Here is a 17618-nt window from a genome sequence, read left to right as displayed (position 1 = left end):
AGCATACGCAACAAACGATGAAGAGCCCTGTGCTGCTAGCCGCAGCCGGGCTCCTTCTGCTTGCTGTGCTGTCAGCCCTTCATCTGACGCAGGGAGAAGCCGATCTCCCGCTCAAGACTACGATTACCGCCTTATTCTCTGCAGAGCCGCAGATGGAGCATCAGATATTATGGACGCTGAGATTGCCTCGGACTCTTATTGGCATCCTTGTCGGCGGCGCTTTGGCCGTCGCGGGTGCTCTGCTGCAGAACGCAACGCGCAATCCGCTTGCGTCTGCCGCTACGCTTGGCATTAACGCAGGGGCATTCTTTGCCTTAACGATCTGTACGATCTTTTTCCCGGTGATGGCTCACTCTTATCCGTTTCTATTAACTTGCGCCGGAGGTGCTGCCGCAGCGCTGCTTGCGTTTACGATGGCTGGCGGGGCGAAGGCTTCACCGGTTAGACTTGCTCTGTCAGGTATGATCGTTACAATGGCGCTCAGCTCGGGAGTAGCTGCCTTGCAGCTGTTCTTCGAGCAGAAAACGATGGGACTGTTCTTGTGGGGCTCAGGCTCTTTGGTGCAAAACGGCTGGGGCGGCGTGCAGCACGCATGGCCATGGATCATCGGCGGTGTCGTTCTAGCTTGCTTGTTAGCCGGCAAATGGGACCTTATGGAGATGGACGAGGATACGATTACTTCCCTTGGTCAGAAGGCATGGAAGCTGCGCTTCTCGGGAATCGCGATAGCTGTTGTGCTCGCTGCTATCGCTGTCAGTGTCGTTGGCCCGATCGGTTTCGTCGGACTCATCGCACCGCATCTGATGCGTATGCTTGGCGCCAAGAGACATATTGCGCTGCTGCCTACGTCGTTCATCTGGGGTGCGGTTATCGTGATCGCTTCCGATACGGTCGCGATGCAGTTTAGGCATTCGCTTGGACCGCTGCCGGCTGGAGCGATAACTGCCCTGATCGGCGGACCGTGGCTCGTATGGCTTGTCCTGCGGACGGTTAAAGCGAAGCGTGAAGGAACGCCTCAGGCTACTTCCGCTTCTTCGGTTAAGCTTGCGCGCGTTCCGTATGGCATATGGGTTGCAGGAGCGTTCCTCCTGCTGGCGGCAGCGATTGTCGCGAGCTTGGCATTCGGAAGCTTGCGTATTCCAGTCGGCGATGTGATATCCGCTTTATTCGGCAATGGCGATGAGCAGGTGAAACGTTTGGCTATCGATATGAGGCTGCCTCGTACCTTGGTTGCCGCTCTTGCAGGCGCTACGCTGGCGGTCAGCGGCTTGCTTCTGCAAGGCATCGTACGCAACCCGCTCGCCGATCCTTCTATTATTGGCGTGACAGCTGGCGCAAGCGTAGGGGCTATGCTGCTGATGGCCGTATTCACTGGATTGTCCGTTCAATGGCTTCCTGCCGGAGCGTTCATCGGAGCGGTGGCTGCGTCATCTCTTGTATTCCTTTTGGGCAGGAAAAGCGGTTTTCAACCCGCTGTCGTTGCCTTGCTTGGACTGGGCGTATCCGCCGCGGGAAGCGCGATCGTGCAAATCCTGGTCCTTCGCATGAAGATGACCGTTGCATCGGCGCTCGTCTGGCTTGCAGGAACGACTTATGCGCGGACCTGGGACGACTTCTGGCAGTTGATCTACTGGCCGCTTATTTTGCTGCCAATCGCGTGGGTACTGGCTCGACGAATTGATATTTTACAATTTTCAGATACGACGGTGACCAATCTGGGCTTGAAGGCAGATCGTGCGAGGCTGCTGATTGGCGGCCTAGGCGTGGCGCTTGCCGCCGCGGCAGTATCTGTAGTCGGTTCGATCGGATTTATCGGTCTGATTGCTCCACATATAACGAGAATGCTCGTAGGGCCGCATTATCGCAGACTTGTTCCCCTAACTGCCCTTCTTGGTGCTGTGCTGCTTGTGCTCGCCGATATGATCGGTCGCTCGGCTCTAGCGCCGAAGGAAATTCCGTCGGGCTTGATTGCGGCTCTGATTGGAGCCCCCTATTTCATGTGGCTGATGTGGCAGGCAAACCGAAAGAAAAGCAGATGATGTCAGGTATTATTCGTGTTTATGGCCACTTTTTATGAGATTCACGTCAAACAAGGACGGTTTTCGACAAAATAATAAAACTTCTGCATGAAATATCCATCAACCTATGTTAATATAATTAACATTAGTAGATAGAGAAGAGCAGGAGGAGTGCGACATGTTCGATTGGTTAGGGATGAAGGTTGGGTTTCCACTCTGGATTTCTTGGCAATTAAACAAAGATTTGAAGGACGATGTTGAGCAGAGCTTCGAGGGGATCGCGGATACGCGCAAGGAGCTGCTCTCATCGTGGGCGATGGAGAACTGGGACCAGCTCGATCAACTGGCGGGGCAATTGAAACCTGCATTTACCGGAATCGGGTCTAAGCTATCCGCAGCAGATCAGCCTTCGATCGAACGATTGCTTGAACGTACATATGCACGCGCAATTGACGTGACGGAGCTCTTCATTATGGATGAGCAGCATACCGTTATCTACTCTACGTTTGCCGATCATATCGGACAATCGTATCGTTCGGGCAGCGCCATCTATAACGGTTTGGTCTATGCGACGCAAGAAGGCAGCTTGCGCAAATGCTTGTTCGGACCTTATAGCGATCCGATTACGTTGAAGCTAGGCGCACGTTCTTCCTCCTTCCACGATAAAATGACGTTATTATTCATCTGCCCGTTCAAGACGGAGAGCGGTGCTTGGGCTGCGGTTTGCGCGCGTGTGCCGAATGATGTCATTGGCGACCTGATTCAACGGGAATCGGGCCACGTCTATCCCGACTCGGGCGACAACTACATCTTTATGGCCGAACCGGGCCTTAATCGCCAGATCGCTCCGGGAACGGCTTTGTCGCGCAGCCGATTCGAGGATCGAACGTTCACGCACGGCGAGAACTTGAAGGATGGCGTTACAACCGACTGGGGCACGGTATCGATCAAGGAGCATACGGAGCTCGAGCTAATGTTCACCGATCCGGCGACAGGGCAGCTTCATCCAGGTGTAGCGAATACGATCAGGAACGGAAGCAATCTATTCGTTCAATTCCCGGGGTATTCGGATTACCGGCATATTTCTGTAATCGGCAAAGGGGTAACGTTCCAGCTGCCGCATTGCCCTGACAAGTGGGGCATGATGTGCGAGGGCGATCTGGAGGAAGTGTACCGGATTCGCAGTATCGGCTGGAGACAGCGCAAAATTCAATGGGGTTCCATGCTTGTTCTTAGTATGCTGTCGGCACTCCTTGTTGGGCTTATCGCTTCAGCAGTATCTCCTTGGGTTGCGGCAGCCGCTGTGTTCGCATTCACATTAATCTTCGGCGTGTTCATCGCCGGAACGATCCAGCGCAAGGAAGCGAGCAGAGTTGTTGGTCATTTGCGCAAGGTGAATTCCTTTATTCGTATGAATGCGGAAGGGAAGGGCGACTTGACGCAGCGTCTTCAACTGTCGGAGTTCGACAACGACGAATCGAAGGAGCTGGCGAAGTGGATCAACAATATGATCGACTCTCTCGAAGGCATTATGCTGCAAGTGAAGCTGGCCGCTGCGGACGTGTTGTCCAGCCAGCATGTGCTCAATGAGTCTGCCGCTGTAACGGCGCAATCGACCGAGCGGGTGAGCGGCAAAGTCAGCGATATGATCGGCAGCATTAGATTGCAGCTTAAGGATATCGATACGGCGAAGGATACAGCCGATGATATGCGAGCTACACTAAGGCTGCTTGAAGACCAGGCTGCGGCGCAAATAGCGGTAGCGAAGTCCGAGGTTGACCGAATCGGCGATAAGATGTTCCATATATCGGCGAAGGTCGGACAGACAAATGAGACGATTCATAAATTCATGTCCACTGTGCAGGAGATTAGAGGCGTGCTGCAAGTTATAGAAGAAATATCGGCACAGACGAATTTGCTGGCGCTGAATGCGTCGATCGAGGCGGCTCGCGTAGGCGAGCAAGGCAGAGGTTTCGCGGTAGTTGCAGCCGAAATTCGCAAGCTTGCCGATATGACGAAAAAATCAACGGAAGAGGTTCACACGATTACGCAGCATATCTATGAGGAAGCGAAGCAAGCCTATGCTTCCATGGATGAAGGAACTCGGGTCGTGGAGGAAGGGACAGAGCTTGTAGCTACTGCCGCAAGCACACTGGCTGCCGCACATGCCGAGGATGTGCGCAAAACCCAGGTCGTTGACGAGGTTGTCGAGCTGATGGAGAAGATCGCGCTTGTCAGCCGAGAGAATCGAAAGGTTTCATCCGATGTTGAGGGCAAAGTGAAAGAATTGATCGGCGAGATGAGCAATGTCCGGCAGACATCGCAAAGCGTAGAATCGATTACGACACTGTTGCAGCAATTGGTAGGACAGTTCAAGCTGACCGATACGAGAATCAGGTAAATGAGAAAGGGCCGCAGGCACCGTTATTTTATAACGGGCTTGCGGCCTTTTTTTAAATATAGGAAAGTATAAGTTTCACTCTAATCCTTCTGCCTATATTTCTCCGGAATGAAACGCGCAGCGCCGCCAAAGGACGGCGACAGCCGTTTCACCTTGTGCGCCAAAAACTAGCATGTACATAATAATGGAATGCAAGAGGCATCCTATCCCTAATAAGTATGAGTGCAGACTATTCGGCTGTAAGGGAGCGGGAGCATATGTCGGGACGTATAGTGCAAGGCAGGCGCAAGGGCGGCGCAACAGACGAGAAGAGGCTGACCAAGGCGGTCAAGCATGAATCGGAGCAAATGAACCGTATTGCGGACATGCCCCTTACTGCCTCGTTGAAGAAAAATATGGAGACGTGCAAGAATGAGCTTGGCGAAAGCCCGGATATTATTTACCGCGAAATAGAGTTAAACGACTCTAACCATACACCGATTCTGCTTATTTATGTCCAAGGGATGATCGAGGATGATCGAATGAATGAATTCGTCATTCAGCCCCTGCATCGGGACCATTATGACGCAGAGACACAACAGCAAGAATTGACGTTGCTTAAGTGGATGGAGAAGAGGCTTCTTTCGACCGGTCTGGCAATGGAAGTGAAGGATTGGAAGATGGTATTCCAAAAGCTGTTCTTGGGCTATTGCATCGTTATGGCGGAGGGCGAGACGCAAGCGATTGCCACAAACGTTGTCGGGGGCGCTCGTCGCGGAGTCGAAGAGCCGAAGACGGAGATGGTTATTCGCGGCCCGCGCGAAGGGTTCACGGAATCGATCCGCGCCAATACAGCGATGCTGCGAAGAAAGATTCGCAGTCCGAAGCTGTGGATGGAACAAATGACGATAGGTGAAGTCACGCAAACACCGGTTTGCTTCATGTACATTAAAGGGCTTGCCGGTGAAGAGATGATCGAGGATCTTCGGGAACGGCTTAATCAAATCAAGATTGACGGCGTGTTGGAATCAGGTTACATCGAAGAGCTGATAGGCGATCAGAGATGGTCCCCTTTCCCGACGATAATGAGCAATGAACGTCCGGATGTGGTTGCCGGCAATCTGCTCGAAGGAAGAATCGCTATTCTCATTGACGGTACGCCGTTCGTGCTTATTATTCCGGCTACGCTCAACGTATTTTTCCAAGCGGCGGAGGATTATTACCAACGGTTCGATATTGCAACGTTCCTGAGATTGCTTCGCTTCGCTTCTTTTATGATTGCGCTGTTGATGCCGTCGATCTATGTCGCGATTATAGGCTACCATCAAGAGATGATTCCAACGCAGTTGCTGCTGAAGCTTGCTGCACAGCGGGAGGGCGTTCCGTTTCCTGCGTATTTGGAAGCATTCATTATGGAGCTTGTGTTCGAGATATTGCGCGAAGCGGTCGTACGTATGCCTAGTGCGGCCGGCAATACGATATCCATTGTTGGCGGTCTCGTTATCGGGCAATCGGTCGTAGAAGCGGGAATCGTATCCCCGGCGGTCGTGATCGTCGTTTCGTTCACAGCGATAGCCAGTTTCGTCTCGCCGAACTACAGTCTCGGCATCACCGCTCGGCTGCTGCGTTTCTTCCTGTTGCTGGCCGCATCAACGCTGGGTTTCTATGGTATCGCGCTCGTTACACTGTTTATACTGCTGCATCTCTGCAATATTAGATCGTTTGGCGTGCCGTATATGACACCGTTCGCGCCGATGGTGATGGCCGATCTGAAGGATACTTTCATTCGCGTTCCATTGTGGTTGATGAAGGAGCGCCCGCAACGCATCAAGTCTAACAATAAAGTAAGACAGCAGGTAGACCCAGAGCCTAGGAAGGAGCCGGGGCAATGACCGTGAAGCGAATCCGGGCTTGGCTGCGGGGAGCAAGAGCGGCTGGCCGGCCTGCACGGGTTATCGGGGCAGTCGGCGTGCTGCTGCTGCTGAGCGGCTGCTGGGACTTGCGCTATCTAGACACGCTTGGCGTCGTATTCGCAATTGGCATCGATCCCGATCCGTCAGGCAAGCAAGAGCTGCAGCTTACCGTACAAGTCGTCCTGCCGCAGAATGTGGCATCAGAGAGCAAAGGCGGAGGCGGAGGACCGAGTGTGACGTCATTTACGGAGACTGGAGACACCGTATTCGAGGCGATACGCAAAATGACGACGAAGACGTCGCGCAGACTTTTTTTCTCCCATACGCAAATGTTGATCATCAGCGAGAGCATGGCGAGGCGCGGCGTTTATCCGCTTGTTGATCTTATCGAACGCAACCCCGATATCCGAACGGATATGCAGATTGCATTGGCGCGGGGAACGAGCGCTCGCAAGCTTCTGCAGACGACGACGCAGACGGAGTCGATCCCGGTCAATCAGTTTCATTCCATGATCGAGGTAAACGAGCAAGCGTATGGGACCAATTATGCGATATTCGTTAAGGACATTACTCGGTTGGCGGGTAAAGGCAGAGAACAAGGCGTTATCCCGTCCTTACGAATCGATGGAGATAAGTCAGCAGGGAATAAGATGGACAACATAACAACCATTCCTCCGGAAGCATTCCCATCCCTTGCATCGATGGGCGTACTTAAGGACGGAAAGCTGGTCGGCTTTCTGACACCTAAGCAGTCTCGCGGTCTCGCTTTTTTGAAGGGCAAGGTGAAGAGTACGGTTGTCAAGCTTGCTTGTCCGGAGTCGAAAGGCTTCTTGACGGTAGAAATACATGATGCGAAGCGCTTATACCACGTGAAGCAGGGAAAGGACGGCAATCCGATCATTGAAGCAGATCTTCTGCTTACGGGAGGCATACAGGAAATTATGTGCCCGGGCATTAAGGTGATGGAGGAGAGCGTCTTGGTGCAAATAGGTAAGTTAACGAGCGATACGGTTAAGGCGGAAGCCGAAGATGCGATTCATGTTCTGCAGATGGATATGAATTCGGATGCGTTAGGTTGGGGCAAAGAAATATATATGCGCAAGCCGTCGATTTGGAAGCGGAAGGAAGCAAGCTGGGACGAAGATTTTCCGCTCATAAAGTCCAACATCAATTGCAAAACGAATATTCTCAGTTCAGGCATAAGAAGCGAATCTATCGTGGAATGAGTGGTCGGGATGCTTTCTTTGATAGCAGCCATGCTTATTGTGGCAAGTGTCGGTGTTCTTATTTGGGTTCTCGGCGGTAATCGCGGACAGTACAAGGAGCGCGGCTGGGCTATGTTTATATTAACGATAGCGGCTGCGCTTATCGCTTCTATGTTGCTTGGACTTCCAGTGCCGAATCCGCTGGATATGATTATGGCTCTATTTAAGCCTGTATACAAACCGCTAATCATTTGGATCGAGAAGGGGTGAATGGAATTTGAGTAAAACAGTCGGGTTGAACAACTCATTGGTGACGCCGGGGCAATCAGCGAAAATGGTTTTCATGTTCGCGATGGGAAGCTCGACGCTCATTCTTCCAACAGCCGTCACGGTCATCGCCAAGCAGGACAGCTGGGTGTCGATGCTGCTTGCGGGGCCTATTAATTATTTCGTGCTCATGATTTATTTGGCGCTTGCCGAGCGCTTTCCCAATATGTCACTGGCGCAATATGCACAGAAGCTGATCGGTGTCTGGGCAGGCAAGCTTCTCAGCATAACCTATATTATATTTTTTCTAATATTGAGCTCGCTCGTACTAAGGAATATATCCGATTTCCTAGGCTTGTCCGTATTGCCGCAGACGCCAGGATGGTTCATAAACAGCACGTTTATGATCGTTGTGGTGTATGGCGTGTACTTAGGGATAGAAACTATAGCGCGTACAGGTGAAATTCTTTTCACCTGGGGGATGCTGATCATTATCGTCATTCTCGTATCGCTCACCAACCAATTCAACTTCCACAATTTTGAGCCCATTCTGTATAAGGGATTGCTGCGGCCGATTAAGGGGGTCTATCCGATTCTCGGCTTCCCGATTGCCGAGTTTGTATTCTTCACTTCCATATTGCCGCTCGTGCAAAAACAAAGCAAGCCGAAGCTGCGCAAGGCGCTAAAGCTGGCGATGATCGTCCTTACCACTTCGAGTACGATATTGACCTTCTACCTTATTGGCGTCATGGGGGTAAGCGAAGTGACCCGAAGCCCTTTCTCGGTATACGATATGGCTAAGTATATTAATATCGAGGAAATATTGGTTAGGGTTGAAATTTTAGTGGCGATTGTCTGGATTGGAACGGTTTTTATGAAACTTGTCTTATGTGTATATGCGCTCACCGTTACAACGGCGCAGGTCGTCGGCCTCCAAACCTATAGACCGCTAGTCCTGCCTTACGCATTTATTATTGTTCCGCTGTCCATGCTCGTCTATCGTAATATCGCCCATACGAAGGAGGTTGCGATGGGGGTATGGACCTTATATTCATCGCTGCAGGGTATTATTATCCCGCTCCTATTGCTCCTTATCGCGGTCATAACCGGTAAGCGGGATTCGACTGACGGAAAGTTCGCCACCGATCAGCAAGGGCAAGAGGAGCAGCGGACGGAGCCTAAGCAGCAGGAATCGTCACAATCCGCTATGGGAGCGCAATCCGCGCCGCAAGCAGGCGGGGATGACGGTTAACTCCGTCATAGACGGCTGTGGAAGCATTTGTTATAATTGTGATGAAAAAATGACCAAGCGGCACGAGTCCGCGCCAAACCAACAGACGGAGGCGACCCGAGTGGAAAACTACGCCAACAACTATGTCATGGTGGCAATTTTCATCGTACTGGGCATTTTGCTCCCGGTTGCGGCTTTGACTATCGGCAGGCTGCTTCGGCCTCATAAGCCGACGGAGCTTAAGAAAACGACGTACGAAAGCGGTAACGAACCGGTAGGTGTTGGTCAGGTTAGATTCAATATCCGTTATTATTTATTTGCATTGATGTTTGTCATCTTCGATGTCGAAACCGTTTTCTTATATCCATGGGCCGTTGCTTATAATAAGCTCGGCCTCTTTGTGCTGGTGGAAATGATCATATTTGCGGGAATGCTGCTTGTTGGACTTCTATATGCCTGGAAAAAGAAGGTGCTGAAATGGAATTCAGTCTAGAGTCAATTTCACTTGATGAGCGCAAAGAGCTGGAACGCAACGTATTTATGGGAACCTTGGAGCAGCTGAAAGCATGGGCGCGGAGCAATTCGTTATGGCCGCTTACGTTCGGCCTTGCATGCTGCGCAATCGAAATGATGGGAACGGGCGCATCGCATTACGATTTGGACCGCTTCGGGGTTATGTTTCGTACATCGCCTCGCCAGTCTGACGTTATGATCGTCGCAGGAACGGTCACGAAGAAGATGGGACCGCTGCTTCGGCGTCTATACGACCAAATGCCGGAGCCGAAGTGGGTCATTGCAATGGGCTCCTGCGCAACGGCAGGCGGACCGTATGTGAAGTCGTATTCGGTCATTAAGGGCGTCGATCAGATCGTTCCCGTCGATGTGTACATCCCGGGATGTCCGCCGAATCCGGCGGCGCTGATCTACGGCATCAATCGGCTGCAGGAGAAGATCCGCTACGAGGCGAAGACCGGGAAGCGGGTGACGGGCCGATGAGCGAGGAGCAGGATAAGCAGGATAAACCGGAGGCTGCGGAGTCTAGCGATGCAGCGAAGCCGCCGGCGCCGGCGGTAGATCCGGAGCGCGAGGCGAAGCTGAAGGCAGCGGCGGAAGCGCGGGCTGCTCGCGCGGCGGCGAAGGAGAAGGCGGATGCGGAAGCGGCGGAGGCCGCTCCTGCCGAGCCTAAGCCGCCATCGCCGAAGCAGCCGCATCTCGATCTGCTCGTCGCTCTCGTGAAGCAAGAGACAGAGGACGAAGAAGCTATCGTCGAGTCGTACTTGAACGAGCTGAATGGCGATATGCCGACGCTCGTTATACATAATAAGCATTGGCGGAGCATAGCATCGATGCTGAAGGGGCATGACGAGCTGCGCTTCAATTACTTGCGCAACGTATCCGGCGTCGATTACGAGACGCATATGGAAGTTGTGTATCATATGATCGGGCTGGACAGCAAGCTGGAAGCGGCGATCAAGGTGCGGACCGATCGGGATGCTGCATCGGTGCAATCCGCTACGCCGGTCTGGGCGACGGCGAATTGGAACGAACGTGAAATTTACGATTTGCTGGGTATCGACTTCCCGGGTCATCCCGACCTGCGGCGCATTATGATGCCCGATGATTGGGTTGGACACCCGCTTCGCAAAGATTATGAGCCGCTGGATTCGGAGGTGTAGCCGCCTGTGATTCGTACAGAAGAGCTGTTATTGAACGTTGGTCCGCAGCATCCAAGCACGCATGGCGTATTCCGAATTATCGTCAAGCTTGACGGCGAGGTCATTACGGAAGCGACGCCGGTCATGGGCTACTTGCATCGCGGCACGGAGAAAATCGCGGAAAACTTGAATTTTACACAGATTATTCCTTATACGGATCGAATGGACTACGTATCGGCCATGACGAACAACTATGTGCTCGTTCATGCGGTCGAGACGATGATGGGACTGGAAATTCCGCTTCGTGCGGAGTTTCTGCGGCTCATCGTGATGGAATTGCAGCGAGTAGCAAGCCACCTCGTATGGTGGGGTACGTACCTGCTCGATATTGGGGCGATGAGTCCGTTTCTTTATGCGTTTCGCGATCGTGAAATCATTATCGATTTGTTCAATGAGCTGTGCGGGGCGAGGCTGACTTACAACTATATGCGCGTAGGCGGAGTGAAGTGGGATGCGCCTCCGGGCTGGATGGATAAAGTGCGCGACTTCCTCCCTTATATGGAGAAGAAGCTGGAGGAATACGATAAGCTTGTCAGCGGCAACGAAATCTTCCTCGCGCGAATTAAGGGCATCGGGCAATACGATGCGGCAACGGCGATTGATTATGGACTTTCCGGAGCGAATCTGCGCTGCACGGGGGTTGATTGGGATCTGCGCAAGGCGGAGCCTTACAGCTTGTACGACCGTTTCGAATTCGACGTGCCGCTCGGCACGCGGGGCGATTGCTATGAACGCTACCGGATCCGTCTAGAGGAAATTAAGCAAAGTCTGCGTATCTTGAAGCAAGCCGTAGAGCAATTCCCGCAAGGCGGCGAGACAATGGGCAAGGTGCCTCGCGCGATAAGACCGCCTGCCGGCGAGGTGTATGTGCGCATTGAATCGCCGCGCGGCGAGATCGGCTGCCATATCGTCTCCAAGGGTAAAGCGGAGCCGTATCGTCTTAAGTTCCGCCGGCCTTCCTTCGTTAATCTGCAATTGCTTCCTAAGCTGCTTGTCGGAGAAACAATGACCAATCTCATTACGATATTGGGCGGCGTCGATATTGTCGTCGGGGAGGTCGATTGCTAATGGGAGCATGGTTAAGCGAGCCGCTCACTTGGGGCAGCGCCCTCATGATGTTCCTATGGGGTGTCGTATTCTTAGTCATCGTGCTTGGCTTCGTCACGTATGCCATATACTTCGAGCGCAAAGTCATCGGCTGGATGCAGCTTCGCATCGGTCCGAATCGCGTTGGCCCGTTCGGCTTGCTGCAGACGGTAGCCGATATCTTCAAGCTTCTGATTAAAGAAGATACAATCCCGCGAAAGGCGGACCGGCTGCTGTTCATTCTTGCGCCGGCGCTAGCTTATGTGCCCGCATTCGCTGTACTTGTCGTGCTGCCTTATACGCAAAACCTATATTTCGCCGATCTGAACGTCGGTTTACTCTATTATGTGGCGTTGTCGGGCATATCGACGCTTGCCATCGTAATTGGCGGCTGGGCTTCCAATAACAAGTATGCGCTGCTTGGGGGCATGCGCTCCGCCGCTCAAATGATTAGCTACGAGGTGCCGCTCGTCATTTCGGTAGTCGGAGTCATTCTACTGAGCGGCAGTCTTAATCTTCGCGACATTGTAGAAGCCCAATCGGGCGGCTGGTTTTGGAATTGGAATTTCCTTCCTCAGCTTATCGGCTTCGTCGTCTTTATTATCGCGGCCGTCTCCGAACTGAACCGGACGCCCTTCGATTTGCCGGAGGCGGAATCCGAGCTGGTGGCCGGCTATCATGTCGAGTACAGCGGCTTCCGCTTCGCCTTTTTCATGCTGTCGGAGTATGTGTACGTGTATGCCATTGCTGCGCTAACGACGGTGCTGTTCCTCGGCGGCTGGCATGCGCCTGCGCCTTTCCTCGATTTTGTGCCTGGCATCCTATGGTTTCTGCTCAAGTTCGTCTGCATCGTCTTCTTCTTGTTCTGGATTCGGGCGACGTTTCCGCGGATACGAGTCGATCAACTGATGGGACTCGGTTGGAAGGTGCTGCTGCCGGTGTCGTTGCTTAACGTGTTTGCGACCGCTGTCTACTTGGAGCTGTTCATCAAAAATTAAGAGGGGGAATAGGCAATGAACGGTATGCTGAAGGGCCTTGGCGTTACGCTTAAATCGATGACAGCTCCAAAAGTTACGACCTCTTATCCGGACGTGCCGATTCTGATGCCCGATCGCTTCCGCGGCATTCAGCATTTCATCCCGGATCTGTGCATCGTCTGCAACCAATGCGCGCGCATCTGTCCGACGGATTGCATTACGCTGACGGGCAAGCCGAATCCCGACCCGGAGAAAAAGGGCAAAGTGATTGATACGTTCGACTTGAATTTCGAAATATGCATCTTGTGCGACTTATGCACGGAGGTATGTCCGACGGAAGCGATTGTGATGACGAATCACTTCGAACTGTCGACGTTCAGCCGCGACGATCTGTTCAAGGACGTAGAGTGGCTGACCGATAACAACACGCTCGTTCGCGAAGATAACAACAATATCGGAGCGCCGGCCAAAGGGGGCGCCAAATAATTGTTCAATATTGATTTTACGGGAGAGTACGCCGCCTTTTTTATATTCTCCGCGATTATGATTTGCGGCGCGGTGCTGATGATTACGCTGGAGAAGGTCGTTCATATGGTCGTCTCGATGGCGGCCGTCTTCCTCGGTCTCGCCGGCATGTTCGTCCTGCTCGAGGCGGAGTTCGTCGCTTTCGTGCAAGTACTAATCTATGCTGGCGCAATTTCGATTCTGATGATTTTCGGCATTATGATGACGAAGCATCAGTCTGCGGAGCAGGAGCCAGTGAAGCCGCTTAAGGAGGCGCTTGCGATTATCGGCGCGCTCAGTCTGTTCGGGATACTGTTCTATGCCATTCGCATGACGACCTTCCCGGAGCCTGCGCCTTTCCAAGCGGGCGAAGACAATACAATGGCTATTGGCATGACGCTGTATACAGGCTATATCATTCCGTTCGAGCTGCTCTCGGTGCTGCTGACGGTAGCCTTCATCGGCGCGATTGTCCTGGCCAAGAAGGAGGCGGATTAATACGATGCTTCCATCCTACTTGACGATGGCTGCTATTTTGTTCTGCATCGGGCTGTACGGAGCTTTGGTGAAGCGGAACGCGGTCATCGTTTTGCTGTCGATTGAGCTAATGCTGAATGCGGTCAACCTGAACTTGGTCGCGTTCTCGAAATACGGTGTCGTACCGGCGCTTACCGGTCAGATCTTCTCTTTATTTACGATAACGGTGGCAGCTGCGGAAGCGGCTGTAGGTGTTGCGATCTTGATCGCTCTGTTCCGCTCACGAGGAACGGTGAATGTGGACGAATACGACGAAATGAAGAGGTGACGTTAGCAAATGGAGATGTATACAAAGGCGGCATGGCTTATTCCGCTGCTTCCGCTGGCGGCGTTCCTCCTTCTTACGGCGCTTGGCAGAAGCTACCGGCGTGCGGGAATAGCGATCGGCTCTGCAGGCGCATTGGCGGCGTTTCTGCTGTCGCTGCTCGTGCTGATCGGCAGGCTTGGCGATAATGCGGTCGATTATAACAAATCATTCGATTGGATTAAGATCGGCGAATACACGCTGCGTATCGGCTTCGAAGTGACGAATTTAACCTCGCTGATGCTCGTCGTCGTGACGCTCGTCAGTCTGCTCGTTAGTATTTATTCAGCCGGATATATGAAGAACGATGAGCGGATTACCGTTTACTATGGTTATGTGTCCTTGTTCACGTTCTCGATGCTTGGACTTGTCTTATCCGATAATTTGTTATCGCTTTATATATTTTGGGAGCTGGTAGGCGTATGTTCCTTCCTGCTCATCGGCTTCTGGTATGCGAAGCCAGCAGCGAAAGCGGCCGCCAAGAAGGCGTTCATCGTGACAAGGATCGGTGATGCCGGGCTGCTAGTCGCTATTCTGCTGCTCTTCTGGTACATGCCGGATCATCGGCTGGAGTTTACGATGATCCAGAGCGTTTTCGACGGACAGCCTGGCGCAATAACGACGGAGCTGTCTACGTTAATCGCGTTGCTCATTTTCTTAGGGGCGGTCGGTAAGTCCGGCCAATTTCCGCTCCATGTCTGGCTTCCTGATGCGATGGAAGGTCCGACGCCGATCAGCGCCTTGATCCATGCGGCTACGATGGTGGCGGCGGGCGTCTTCCTCATTGCGAGGACGTATGATATTTTCCTCGATTCGGCGGCAGCGATGCAAACCGTCGCCTATATTGGAGGCTTCACGGCTATCTTCGCGGCGAGTATTGCGCTGGCGCAAAATGATATTAAGCGCATATTAGCTTATTCAACCGTGAGCCAACTTGGCTATATGATGATGGCGCTTGGGCTCGGTTCGCTTACGGGCGGCATCTTCCACCTGTTCACGCATGCATTCTTCAAAGCGCTGCTGTTTCTTGGAGCGGGCAGCATTATTCATGCGGTACATACGCAGAACATTCAAGAAATGGGCGGCTTGGGCTCAAGGATGCGAACAACCGCGTGGACATTTGGCATCGGCGCACTTGCTCTCTCCGGTATTCCGCCGTTATCCGGCTTTTGGTCGAAGGATCTTATTCTATCGGTAGCGCTGGAAGAGAACAAACTGCTGTTCGTTGTCGGCCTGTTGACCGCGTTCTGCACGGCTCTATATATGGCGAGACTGTTCTTCCTCGTATTTATGGGTAAACCGCGGACATCATTAGGAGGAGCGCATGAGTCGCCATCCGTCATGACGATTCCGCTAATCGTGCTCGCAGTGCTTGCAGTCGTATCCGGATTCGTGGAGACGCCTTGGAACGGTACATTAGGCTCATGGCTAAGCGAAGGGGATGTAGAGGAAGCGCATAGCAGCGGCATTGCGATTATTGCTTCTATTGCCGTTGGCGTATTAGGCATCTACCTCGGCTGGCTGATCTATGTGAAGGGCAGCGTGAGCCGCGGCATTGTTGCTGAGAAAGCGCCAGGATTGGTAAAGCTGCTTGAACGCAAGTACTATATCGATGAAAGCTATGAGCGTATCATTGTAAAGCCGTTCAAGAGTCTCGGCACACTCCTTACGGCTCTTGATGAATATGTGATCGGCGGGGCTGTCCGTCTCGTATCAGCAGCTGCCGATTCGGCTGGCAAAGCAGCAGTAAGACTGCAGAGCGGCCAAGTACAAACGTACGGCATTGCAGCCGTCCTAGGTCTCGTTATCATTGTTCTCGCTATTGTCGGAAGGAGGTTCTGGTCATGAGCATCCTGCCCGATATCCCGATTCTTTCCTTCATATTGCTGTCACCGCTGCTAGGGCTGCTTGTCCTATTGTTCCTCCCTAAGCATCGTGGAAGTCTATTGAAGATAGCGGCCGTCATTACGACGTTGATCCCGCTTGCCCTCACCTTCTGGCTGTATGCCGATTATGACAAGCAGCAGAGCGGCGCTGTTTATGAGGAGCAGCTGGACTGGATTGAAATGCCGCTCAATAAGGAGCTGCATCCGAGCGTTAGCGCATTTACGTTCAGACTTCAATATGAGCTGGGCGTAGACGGACTATCATTGCCGCTTGTTTTGCTCACTAGTCTTGTTACTGCCATGGCTGCACTTGCAGCCTTCCATGTGAAGAAACGATGGAAGTCGTTCTTCATTTGGTTTCTGCTGCTGGAGTTCGGAATGCTGGGCGTCTTTCTCGCCCGCGACGTGTTCTTATTTTTCGTATTCTTCGAGCTGACGCTCGTGGCTATGTATTTCTTAATCGGTATTTGGGGGTACTTCAACAGGGAAAAGGCTGCGAACCAGTTCTTGATCTACAATGGGCTTGGCTCGGCGATTATGCTAATAGCCTTTGTTATACTCGTGAATACGGCGGGCTTCCGTGTGGAGGCAATCGGTGAGCAGGTACAATATATCTACAGCGGCAGCTATGCGGATATCATCCGCAACATGACCGATACAGAAGCGATGGTTAATCAACCGGCCGTTAGCATGATGGGGACGATTAATCCTTTTGCGATGACGGATGGAATGCAATGGACGTTATTTATTATGCTGCTCGTTGCTTTCGGCATTAAGCTGCCGATCTTCCCGTTCCATACTTGGATGCTCAAGGTGCATACGGAAGCGCCGCCGTCTGTCGTTATGATTCACTCGGGCATATTGCTCAAGATGGGCGCGTACGGCTTGCTGCGCTTTGGTTTGCTTCTCTTCCCTGAACAAGCGAAAGCATGGGCGACTGTACTCGCCGTGTTAGGAGTCATTAATATTTTGTACGGAGCGGTGCTTGCATTCAGACAGACGGAGCTGAAGCTTGTATTGGCGTACTCCTCGATCAGTCATATGGGCATTGTACTTTTAGGTTTTGCAGCGTTCAACGAAATTGGACTGCAAGGCGCGGTATTCCAGCTTGTATCGCATGGACTTATATCGGCATTGTTATTTCTTCTTGTAGGAAGCTTATATGAACGAACGGGAACGACGGAGCTCTCGGAGCTGGGAGGACTGGCAAGGTCACTGCCGTTCATGAGCGGAGTGCTGTTGGCTGCGGGACTTGCGTCGCTTGGTTTGCCCGGTCTATCAGGGTTTGTGGGCGAGCTGCTGGCGCTGCTCGGGCTGTTCGAATCGATGAGGTGGCTTGCGGCGGCCGCCGTTCTCGGCATTATTTTGACAGCGGTATACGTATTAAGAAGCGTTCTAAAGATAACGTTCGGTCCAATGTCGGACTCCTATGCTGCGCTTAAGGATGCGCGGCTGATCGAAGCCGTACCGATGATCGTATTGCTTGCGTTCATCCTGTTGCTCGGCTGCTACCCGTCCATATTGACTGACACGGTGCAATACAGCATGGGTGATTTATTCGCACGATTACTTGCAACAAGGGCGGGGGGATAGAC

The 17618-nt window shown here is 52.5% G+C and carries 16 protein-coding genes; all 16 read left to right on the top strand.

Annotation, left to right across the window (positions count from 1 at the left end; genetic code table 11):
* Nucleotides 1–17: 17 nt before the first annotated feature.
* The 16 genes from fhuB (at nt 18) to AB4Z33_RS08345 (ending at nt 17616) form a co-directional block, all read left to right on the top strand.
* On the top strand, nt 18–2039 hold the full coding sequence (fhuB, locus tag AB4Z33_RS08420) for a Fe(3+)-hydroxamate ABC transporter permease FhuB (RefSeq protein WP_442049501.1): 2022 nt from the start codon (nt 18–20) through the stop codon (nt 2037–2039).
* A 157-nt stretch (nt 2040–2196) separates the two neighbouring features.
* Nucleotides 2197–4419: a methyl-accepting chemotaxis protein gene (locus AB4Z33_RS08415; RefSeq protein WP_442049500.1), complete on the top strand. Its 2223-nt coding sequence runs from the start codon at nt 2197–2199 to the stop codon at nt 4417–4419.
* A 257-nt stretch (nt 4420–4676) separates the two neighbouring features.
* Nucleotides 4677–6290, top strand: a complete 1614-nt coding sequence (locus tag AB4Z33_RS08410; protein ID WP_442049499.1) for a spore germination protein — start codon at nt 4677–4679, stop codon at nt 6288–6290.
* Nucleotides 6287–7537: a Ger(x)C family spore germination protein gene (locus AB4Z33_RS08405; protein ID WP_442049498.1), complete on the top strand. Its 1251-nt coding sequence runs from the start codon at nt 6287–6289 to the stop codon at nt 7535–7537. Before AB4Z33_RS08410 ends, AB4Z33_RS08405 begins: the two co-directional genes overlap by 4 nt.
* A 9-nt stretch (nt 7538–7546) precedes the next feature.
* Complete coding sequence (locus AB4Z33_RS08400; protein ID WP_442049497.1) at nt 7547–7786, top strand: hypothetical protein; 240 nt, start codon at nt 7547–7549, stop codon at nt 7784–7786.
* A gap of 7 nt (nt 7787–7793) precedes the next feature.
* Nucleotides 7794–9035 (top strand): GerAB/ArcD/ProY family transporter, encoded by a 1242-nt coding sequence (locus AB4Z33_RS08395; protein ID WP_442049496.1) that lies wholly within the window; start codon nt 7794–7796, stop codon nt 9033–9035.
* 49 nt (nt 9036–9084) lie between these two features.
* Nucleotides 9085–9507 carry an NADH-quinone oxidoreductase subunit A gene (locus AB4Z33_RS08390; RefSeq protein WP_442049495.1) on the top strand — a complete coding sequence of 141 codons (423 nt, stop codon included), beginning with the start codon at nt 9085–9087 and terminating at the stop codon, nt 9505–9507.
* Entirely contained in the window at nt 9492–10010 is a 519-nt protein-coding gene (locus AB4Z33_RS08385; RefSeq protein WP_337103914.1) for a NuoB/complex I 20 kDa subunit family protein, read from the top strand. The genes AB4Z33_RS08390 and AB4Z33_RS08385 overlap by 16 nt, the downstream gene beginning before the upstream one ends.
* Nucleotides 9911–10690 (top strand): NADH-quinone oxidoreductase subunit C, encoded by a 780-nt coding sequence (locus tag AB4Z33_RS08380; protein ID WP_442049494.1) that lies wholly within the window; start codon nt 9911–9913, stop codon nt 10688–10690. Before AB4Z33_RS08385 ends, AB4Z33_RS08380 begins: the two co-directional genes overlap by 100 nt.
* 6 nt (nt 10691–10696) lie before the next feature.
* On the top strand, nt 10697–11797 hold the full coding sequence (locus tag AB4Z33_RS08375) for an NADH-quinone oxidoreductase subunit D (RefSeq protein WP_442049493.1): 1101 nt from the start codon (nt 10697–10699) through the stop codon (nt 11795–11797).
* Nucleotides 11797–12813 (top strand): NADH-quinone oxidoreductase subunit NuoH, encoded by a 1017-nt coding sequence (nuoH, locus tag AB4Z33_RS08370; RefSeq protein ID WP_442049492.1) that lies wholly within the window; start codon nt 11797–11799, stop codon nt 12811–12813. Before AB4Z33_RS08375 ends, nuoH begins: the two co-directional genes overlap by 1 nt.
* A 15-nt stretch (nt 12814–12828) precedes the next feature.
* A complete protein-coding gene (gene nuoI / locus AB4Z33_RS08365) occupies nt 12829–13278 on the top strand; it encodes an NADH-quinone oxidoreductase subunit NuoI (RefSeq protein ID WP_337103918.1) in 450 nt (149 codons plus the stop codon).
* Nucleotides 13279–13794 carry an NADH-quinone oxidoreductase subunit J gene (locus AB4Z33_RS08360; protein ID WP_442049491.1) on the top strand — a complete coding sequence of 172 codons (516 nt, stop codon included), beginning with the start codon at nt 13279–13281 and terminating at the stop codon, nt 13792–13794. It begins immediately after the preceding gene.
* A 4-nt stretch (nt 13795–13798) separates the two neighbouring features.
* Entirely contained in the window at nt 13799–14101 is a 303-nt protein-coding gene (nuoK, locus tag AB4Z33_RS08355) for an NADH-quinone oxidoreductase subunit NuoK (protein ID WP_442049490.1), read from the top strand.
* 9 nt (nt 14102–14110) lie between these two features.
* Entirely contained in the window at nt 14111–15985 is a 1875-nt protein-coding gene (gene nuoL / locus AB4Z33_RS08350) for an NADH-quinone oxidoreductase subunit L (protein ID WP_442049489.1), read from the top strand.
* Entirely contained in the window at nt 15982–17616 is a 1635-nt protein-coding gene (locus AB4Z33_RS08345; RefSeq protein WP_442049488.1) for a complex I subunit 4 family protein, read from the top strand. Before nuoL ends, AB4Z33_RS08345 begins: the two co-directional genes overlap by 4 nt.
* Nucleotides 17617–17618: the final 2 nt, after the last annotated feature.

The organism is Paenibacillus sp. 2TAB19 (genome assembly GCF_052115185.1).
Classification (GTDB): Bacteria; Bacillota; Bacilli; order Paenibacillales; family Paenibacillaceae; genus Pristimantibacillus.
The sequence above is the reverse complement of the archived record's forward strand: the minus strand, read 5'-3'. Positions and strand labels throughout refer to the sequence as shown.